The 8,309-nt window shown below is 72.5% G+C and carries 6 protein-coding genes; 2 read left to right on the top strand and 4 right to left on the bottom strand.

Annotation, left to right across the window (positions count from 1 at the left end; genetic code table 11):
• Positions 1–1,625: ATP-binding cassette domain-containing protein (locus MPTA5024_RS00520; protein ID WP_063794598.1), on the top strand; the 1,625-nt coding region annotated here is incomplete at its 5' end.
• An 18-nt stretch (positions 1,626–1,643) separates the two neighbouring features.
• Here MPTA5024_RS00520 and MPTA5024_RS00515 read toward each other — a convergent pair.
• The 4 genes from MPTA5024_RS00515 to MPTA5024_RS00500 form a co-directional block, all read right to left on the bottom strand.
• A complete protein-coding gene (locus MPTA5024_RS00515; RefSeq protein WP_036318570.1) occupies positions 1,644–2,300 on the bottom strand; it encodes a response regulator transcription factor in 657 nt (218 codons plus the stop codon).
• A gap of 223 nt (positions 2,301–2,523) precedes the next feature.
• Positions 2,524–3,447 carry a hypothetical protein gene (locus MPTA5024_RS00510; RefSeq protein ID WP_157099235.1) on the bottom strand — a complete coding sequence of 308 codons (924 nt, stop codon included), beginning with the start codon at positions 3,445–3,447 and terminating at the stop codon, positions 2,524–2,526.
• A 176-nt stretch (positions 3,448–3,623) separates the two neighbouring features.
• Positions 3,624–4,541, bottom strand: a complete 918-nt coding sequence (locus MPTA5024_RS00505) for a hypothetical protein (protein WP_036318565.1) — start codon at positions 4,539–4,541, stop codon at positions 3,624–3,626.
• Between the two features lie 88 nt (positions 4,542–4,629).
• A complete protein-coding gene (locus tag MPTA5024_RS00500; RefSeq protein WP_036318563.1) occupies positions 4,630–6,471 on the bottom strand; it encodes an AMP-dependent synthetase/ligase in 1,842 nt (613 codons plus the stop codon).
• Between the two features lie 182 nt (positions 6,472–6,653).
• Between MPTA5024_RS00500 and MPTA5024_RS00495 the strand changes: the two genes are divergently transcribed.
• The gene (locus MPTA5024_RS00495; protein WP_084369346.1) at positions 6,654–8,171 is read left to right on the top strand and encodes a peptide MFS transporter; all 1,518 of its coding nucleotides are present in this window, start codon (positions 6,654–6,656) and stop codon (positions 8,169–8,171) included.
• The last annotated feature ends 138 nt before the right edge of the window (positions 8,172–8,309 follow it).

Here is an 8,309-nt window from a genome sequence, read left to right as displayed (position 1 = left end):
GCCTGGCGGGCTGGTCGCTGGGGGAGGCGGCCCCGGCGTTCGCGGGCGGACACGCGGTGGCGCGGGCGGTGGACGAGGGGTTCGCGGCGGGCCGCCCGCTAACCGGGCTCGCCTGGCTGGCCGTGCTGGGCGGGGCCTGGGCGGTGGCGGCCGTGGGCGCCCGCCGGGTCCTGCTGGAGATCGCCGGGATCGTCGAGCCGTTCCGCGACGACCTGGTGGAGGGCGTGGTCGCCGGTGCGCTCCGGGCGGGCCGGGGCGGCGACGCCGCGGCGGTGGCCCGGATGAACCACCAGGTGGAGCTGGCCAGGGACTCCTTCGGCGCGGTCGTCACCGTGGTCCGCTCGTTCGCGTTCACCCTGGTCAGCGTGGCGCTGGGGATCGCGACGCTGTCCCCGGCCGTGCTGCCGCTCGTGCTGCCCCCGGTCCTCGTGGGGCTCGGCCTGTTCCTGGCGTCCCTGCCCGCCCTGGCGCGGCGGCAGCGGGCGTTCATCGTGGCCGACGAGCGGACCACCGCGGCGGTCGCGGCGATGGCCGGCGGCCTGCGGGACGTGACGGCCTGCGGCGGCGAGGCGCGCGTGGCCCAGAGCGTGGGCCGGGAGGTCGCCCGGCAGGCGCGGGCCGCCCGGTCGCTGGCCGCCGTGACCGCGTCCCGGACGCTCTCGCTCGCCGTCGGCGGCCTGCTGCCCGTCCTGCTCCTGCTCGCGGGCGCGCCGTGGCTGCTCGACCGGGGCCTGACGGCGGGCGTGGTCCTCGGCGCGCTCACCTACGTCACGCAGTCGCTCACGCCCGCGCTCGGCGGGCTCATCCAGGGGCTGGGCGTGAGCGGGGTCCGGCTCGTCGTGACGCTGGAGCGCGTCCTGGGCGCGGCCGGGCCGCCGGTCCGCCACGGGGAGACCGCGCCCGACGGGGTCCGCCTGGAGCTTCGGGGGGTGACGTTCGCGTACGGGCCGGCGGCCGAGCCGGTGATCGACGGCCTCGACCTGGTCGTGCCCGAGGGCGGCCACCTGGCCGTGGTCGGCCCCAGCGGCATCGGTAAGTCCACCCTGGCCGCCCTGGTCGCAGGCCTGCTCCGGCCGTCGGCGGGCGTGGTGCTGGTGGGCGGCGTCCCGGCCGCCGAGGTCCGGCCCGACGCCCGGGCCCTGATCCCGCAGGAGGCGTACGTGTTCCACGGCACGCTGCGCGACAACCTCACGCACCTCGCGCCCGGGGCGCCGTCCGGGGCGGTCGACGAGGCGGTGGCGCTGTTCGGCCTGGACGGCCTGGCCCGGCGGTGCGGCGGTCTCGACACCGACATCGACCCGGCCGGGCTCTCCACCGGCGAGCGGCAGCTCGTCGCGCTGGCGCGGACGTACCTGTCCCCGGCCCGCCTGACCGTGCTCGACGAGGCGACCTGTCACCTGGACCCGGCCGCCGAGGCCCAGGCGGAGGCCGCCTTCGCCGCCAGGGGCGGCACGCTCATCGTGATCGCGCACCGGATCTCCTCGGCGCTGCGGGCCCGCCGGGTGCTCGTCATGGACGGCGCACGGGTCCTGGCGGGGACGCACGAGGAGATGACCGAGGCGTCCCCGCTGTACGCCGACCTGGTCGGCCACTGGGAGTCCCGGGACCTCGGCCGCGTCTCCTGACCCGGCCCCCTGGACGGGTCAGCGGCGGGCGCGGTAGCGCAGGACGCCGAGGTCGCGGCCGGCGGCGGGCCACAGCCAGCCCGACTCCGAGGCGATCTGGATGGCCTCGACGCGCGAGCGGGCGCCCACCTTGCTGAGGATGCGCGACAGGTAGTTGCGGACCGTTCCACGTGACAGGCACAGCCGGTCCGCGATCTCCCCCACGGTCGCGCCGCCGGCGGCCGTCTCCAGGACGTCGAGCTCGCGGGCGGTCAGCGGGTTGCTGTCGGCATCGAGGGCGGCGACGGCCAGCTCGGGGTCGATGACCCGCTCCCCCCGCGCGACCCGGCGGATGCAGTCCACGAGGTGGCTCGGCAGGGCGTCCTTCACCACGAAGCCCCGCACGTTGGCGTCGAGCGCCCGCCGCAGGGCCATGGGGGTGCCGAGACCGGTGAGGATCACCGTCTTACAGGCGGGTAATCGGCTGTGCAGCTCGGCGGCGGCGGTGAGGCCGTCCACGCCCGGCATGCCGATGTCGAGGAGCGCGACGTCGGGCCGCCGCAGGCAGGCCAGGCGGACGATGTCCTCCCCCTTGTCGGCCTCGGCGACGACCTCCAGGTCGTCCTCGCTCGACAGCAGGGCGACCAGGGCCTTCCTGATCAGGTGCATGTCCTCGGCCAGCAGCAAACGGATCACTCTCGCTCCCCTACACGCCTGTCGAGCACGCACCCTGTCATGGCCGGCTCCACTCACTATGAACGGTTGGCGGGATCGCCGGGTGCTCCCTACCCCAACTGTCACTTTTAATCAGAAAACAACGTCAGAGAAACCTGATTTAGCGAGAAATTGCGGCATTGACACAAGAACGCCCAGCTCCAGGTGCGGAGCCGGGCGTTCAAGGGTGGTGCCGGGGACACTCCTAGTGGCGGACGACCTTCACGTAGTCGTACGCCTCGGAGCCCTTCAGGCGGCTGGTGCCGTCGAACCTCACACCCCAGGTGCCGGACTTGAGCGCCCGGACCTTGGTGTAGAAGCTGCCGTCGGGGTCGCTCTCCGTCGTGCCGACGTACTTCCACTTGTGCGAGCCGCTGGGCAGGAAGTAGACGTCGATGTCCTGCTGGCCGAGCCAGTGCCAGTCGTGCCAGTAGTCCCGGCTGTCCTGGCAGTAGTCGTCGCCACCGTGGACGCTGACGTAGCTGTCCCACTCGTAGTACCAGTCGCCATAGCACTGGGCGACCTGCAGCTTGCCCTGGAGGGCGAGCTTGTGGCCCTTGCGCACCGGTTCCGGCGTGGCGTCGAAGCCCACGATGCGGGTCGCCTTCGGGCCCTTCGGCCGCGGCGCCCACTCCTGGTGCTTCACGAAGAAGCCGCGCTCGGCGGAGAGCTGAGCGCCGTTCACGCCGACGGCCTCGACGTGAACCTTCCACAGACCGGTCTTGTGGCTCCAGGTGAACGTCCAGGACTTCGACGTGACGTCGTACTTCGCCTTGTCGTAGCCGGGACCGTCACTCTTGGAGAACCAGTGCCCGTCGCCGTCGCCGCCGCCGTGGTGGTATTCCTTGGGCTCCCAGACGTCGATGGAGAGACTCTTGACGTCCTTCGTCCTCACCGTGGCGGTGACCTCGACCGAACCATGCCGATTGACGACAACCGTGCTCGGGCTGACGTCGATCGACAGGATCTTGGGGTCGGGCAGGTACCCGTGCTTGGCGTCGTCCCCTGCGGTGGGGGTGGGCGTGGGCGACGGCGAAGGCGTGGCGTCGTCCGCGTACGCGGGCGCGGCCACGAGCGCCATGGCGCCCATGGCGACCGCTACCAGGCCGGTAGCGATTCGTTTCACCATGAGGTAATCCTCTCCCCGTGAATCGAGCGCGCCCCGGGGGTGGGGCACGCCTACGTCATAGACGCCCGAAGGGAGAGAAAAGTTGCGTCAACCTCCAAAATAAATGTCACAATTCAGCAACTGCCGACCTCTGTAATTTATTGGCATTTATAGCTTTATGGGCCGATTTGAGCAATTTATACTCGTCTGCCCGCACTGATCGCAGGGGCGTAGCGGGTGCTGCCGGCGTACTCGGCGCGCCACTGGCCGTCGCCCTGCCCGCGCGCGCGGGCGCTGAACCAGCCGTCCTTCCTGGTGACGGCCGTGTCCATCTGCCGCCAGTCGCCGGAGCCCGCGGGCCGGAAGCGGATCGCGACCCGCTGCCCGGCGTACGGCCGGTAGTCCACCCGCCCGAGGGGGTCGACCCGCATCAGCGTGCCGGTGACCCGCACCCCGTCGCCGTCCCGCGCGACCTTGACCCCGTCGAGCTCGGTGGCCCGCCGGAGGTAGAAGACGGTCCGCGCGGTCGTCTCGGCGCCGTCGGCGCCCCTGGCCGTGGCGGTGACGGTCCACGCGCCGCACGGGTACCACCGCGACAGGGCCTTCTGCGGCAGGAAACGCCAGGTCTCCCAGGCGCCGTCCCAGGACGCCGTCCGCCGGACCACGCGCCCGGGGACGAGGGCGCCGCCCAGGATCGGCGGAAAGCCGTCGAGGGCCGTCCGGGGGGCCTCGGCGCCGTACGGCGGCATCGGCGCCACCGGTCCCGCGTCGCCCGACTGCGCCGCGTCACCCCCGGCGTCGCCGGTCTCCCCGCCGTCCCCGCCATCGTTGTCGTCGCCGGGCTCGCCAGGCTCCCCGGGCTCGGACGGCTCACCCGGCTCGGACGGACTGGGTGAGCGCGTCCGGCCGGGTTCGACGACGACCGACACCCGGTCGGCGTCGCGGGCCGAGACGTCGACGACCAGCCTGACCGAGCCGGTCGGCCCGACGACCGGGTCGACCGGCCGCACCGTGATCGAGCGGATCGCGGGCTCCGCGGCGGCCGCGGCCGGCGCCGTGGAGGCGGGCAGGCAGGCGGCCGGGACCGCCAGCGCGGCAAGGGTGCGTCTCATCATGCCCCGAGACCGTACGCACCGGGAGCCGGGAGCCCGGCCTCGACACACTCCCCGCAGGGCAATGGTTCGGCCAAGATCCCGGGGGCCGTCAGGAGCCCGCGTACATCTCGTCGATCACGCCGGCGTACCTGGCGTGGATCACGCGGCGCTTCAGCTTGAGGCTCGGCGTCAGCTCCGCGCTCTCGGCCGTCCACTCGACCGGCAGCAGCCGCCACCTCTTCACCTGCTGGACGCGGGCCAGCTTGGCGTTGGCCGCCTCGACCGCCGCCTCGACCTCCTTGAGCACGTCCGGGTGCGTCGCCAGGTCGGCCAGCGACTCGAAGGCGACGCCCCGCGCCTGCGCCCACCCCGGCGCGACCTCGCCGTCCAGGGTGAGGATCGCGACCGGGTACGGCCGGCCGTCGCCGTACGCGAGGGCCTGGCCGACGAGCGGGTGCTCCTTCAGGTAGTTCTCGATGTTGGCCGGGGAGATGTTCTCGCCCCCGGCCGTGATCATGATCTCCTTCTTGCGGTCGACGATGCGGACGAAGCCGTCCTCGTCGACCGACCCCACGTCGCCGGTGTGCAGCCAGCCCTCGTCGTCCAGCAGTTCGGCCGTCGCCTCGGGGCGGTTCAGGTAGCCCCGCGTGTTCAGGGGGCTGCGGGTGAGGATCTCGCCGTCCCCGGCGATCCGCACCTCGACCCCCGGCTGGGCCCGGCCGACCGTGCCCAGCTTGAACGAGTCGGGCGTGTTGCAGGTGAAGGCGCCGGTCGTCTCCGTCATGCCGTACACGTCGATGACCTTGAGCCCGAGGCCGGCGAAGAAGCGCTGGACCTCGGACGGCATGGGGGCGGCGGCGGTGGCGAGCCATCGGGCCCGGTCCAGGCCGACCAGCGAGCGGATGACCGACAGCAGCGCCGCGTCCGCCTGCTCGTAGGCGGCCCGGACCTGGTCGGTGACCGTGTGGCCGTGCTGGAGGCCCTCGACGTACGCGAGCCCGGCGGCCATGGCGGCGCGCACCTTCTCCTGCTGCTCCTCGGGCTGGACGGCGAGCAGCGCCTGCAGCCGGGCGGCCATCTTCTCCCACACGCGGGGTACGCCGAAGAACATGACGGGCCTGACCTGGGCCAGCGTCGCGCCGAGGTTCGCGAGGTCGGTGCAGAAATGGACGTGGTTGACCTTGAACAGCGGCAGGTAGAGGCTCAGCACCCGCTCGGCGATGTGCGCGTAGGTGAGGTAGGAGATCTGGGTGCTCTGCGGGGGCAGGTCGATGACCCGCTGCGTCGACTCCACCTCGAACACCACATTGGTGTGCGTGAGCGGCACGCCCTTGGGGTTCCCCGTGGTGCCCGAGGTGTAGAGGACGGTCAGGACGTCGTCCGGGGCCACCGACCGCCAGCGCGCCTCGACGGCCGCCGGGTCGGCGGCGAGCGCGCGCGCCCCGAGGTCGAGGAAGTCGGCCCAGCTCAGGAACCGGTCGTCGCCCTCGGGGGCGCCGTCGAGCATGACGATCCGCTCCAGCGACGGAAGCTCGCCGAGCACCGGCTCCCAGCGCGCGAGCTCGGCCGGGCCGCCGATGACGGCGACCCGGGCGGCGACGTCGTTCGCGACGAACGCGACCTGGTCGGGCGCGAAGGTCGCGTAGACCGAGCAGGGGACGGCGCCCGCGTGCACGGCGCCGAGGTCGGCGAGCACGTGCTCGCTGCGGTTGACCAGCATGAGGGCGACCGCGTCACCGGGGCCGACGCCCAGCGCGGCGTAGCCGGCGGCGATCCGGAGGACCTGCTGCCGCGCCTCGCCGTACGTGAGCGTCGTCCAGCCGTCCCCGGCGGGGTCGGAGTAGGCGGGGGCGTCCGGATGCTCGCCGGCGGCCCACCTCAACTGCTCGCACACGGTCCTGCCGGCGATCTCGCCTTCGATCGCGGCCCGCTCGTCAAGAACGCCGCCCATCGCGCCTCCCAATGGTGCCCAGTCGCACGATTGGGATGCATCGCACCACACCTGATCACAACCGACAAGAGCCTGGGAGTGAGAAGTCCGACCGGTCGGTCCATAAAGATCCCCTTTAATCGGACAAAACGGACATTAGGCCAGGTAAGGTACAGGGAAATTGTGCCATCGGGGGGAAGCGCATGACATCGGGACTGTCCGAGCCGCCGGTGCGGGAGCGCGAGTTCTTCGGCCATCCGCGGGGACTGGCCACGCTGTTCGGCACCGAGATGTGGGAGCGGTTCAGCTACTACGGCATGCGCGCCATCCTCGTGCTGTACCTGTCGGCGCCCCAGGTGCGCGGCGGCATGGGCCTTTCCGAGACGACCGCCGTGGGCGTGTACGGCGTGTACATCGCCTCGGTCTACCTGCTCGCCCTGGCCGGCGGCTGGCTCGCCGACCGCCTGTTCGGCCCGCGCAGGACCGTCCTGTACGGCGCGTCGGTCATCATGGCCGGCCACCTCAGCATGGCCGTCCCGGCCGGCGGGGCCTTCGTCTGGCTCGGGCTCGTGCTGATCGCGCTCGGCAGCGGCATGCTCAAGCCCAACATCGCGGCGCTCGTGGGCGAGCTGTACCGCCACGGCGACGACGCCCGCCGGGACTCCGGCTACACGTTGTTCTACATGGGCATCAACCTCGGCGCCTTCGTCGGCATCATGGTGGTGCCCTGGCTCCAGACGGGCGGCCACTGGCACCTCGCGTTCGGCGCGGCGGCGGCGGGCATGGCCGTCGGCCTGACCCAGTACGTCCTCGGCCGCCGGCACCTCCGGGGCGCCGGCGAGGAGCCCGACCACCGGCTCACCCCGGAGGAGGAGCGGCGGTTCAAGCGGGTCGCGGGCTGGGGGCTGGCCGCCCTGGCCGCGGGCCTCGCCCTGTGGGCGCTCAGCGGCACGTTCACGGTCGACCGGTTCGCCCTGGCGCTGACGGTCGTCACGGCCGCCGTCCCCCTGGCGTACTTCGTGTTCCTGTTCAGGGGGTCGCACGAGATCACGCCGGAGGAGCGCACCCGCCTCGTCGCGTACGTCTGGCTGTTCCTGGCCGCCGCGCTCTTCTGGCTGATCTACGACCAGGCGGGCAGCGCGCTGCTGCTGTTCGCGAAGAAGAACACCGACCTCGACATCCTCGGCTACACGATCCCGCCGGGCTGGGTGGCCAACAGCAACTCGATCGCGATCGTCGTGCTCGCCCCGGTGTTCGCCGACCTGTTCCTCAAGGCGGGCGACCGGATCACCGCGCCGGTCAAGTTCGCCGTCGGGCTGGTGCTCGTGGGCCTGAGCTTCGTCGTCATGTCGATGGCCGCGTCGGTCGCCTCGGACGGGTCGCGGGTGTCGATCCTCTGGCTGCTGTCGGTCTACATGATCCAGACGATCGGCGAGCTGTTCCTCAGCCCGGCCGGGCTGTCGGTGACCAACAAGCTGTCGCCCCGGGCGTTCGAGAACCAGATGATGGGGGTGTGGTACCTCGCGATCGCCGTCGGCGACTCAATCGGCGGCCAGGTCTACCGGCTGACGACCGTGGTGCCCATGCCGGTGTACTACCTCGCCCTCGCCCTCGCCGCCGTGGCCGGCGGCCTGCTGCTGCTGGCGTTCGCCCGCCGGGTCCACGCCCTGATGGCCGACCGGCCGGCCGCCCGTCTCGCCGGCGGCGCCCCTCCCGCCTGAGTCCGCCCGCTCAGAGCGTCGGGGTGAGGGGCTCGCGCGGGCGGTAGCCCTGCTGCGGGACGCCGCCCGCGATGCGGCGCACGGCCTCCGCCACCACCTGCGGCGGCTGGGTGAACGGGAGCCGCAGGTGGCCCTCCA

The organism is Microbispora sp. ATCC PTA-5024 (assembly GCF_000511135.2).
GTDB classification, from domain to species: Bacteria; Actinomycetota; Actinomycetes; order Streptosporangiales; family Streptosporangiaceae; genus Microbispora; species Microbispora corallina.
This window is presented reverse-complemented; position numbering and strand designations above follow the sequence as displayed.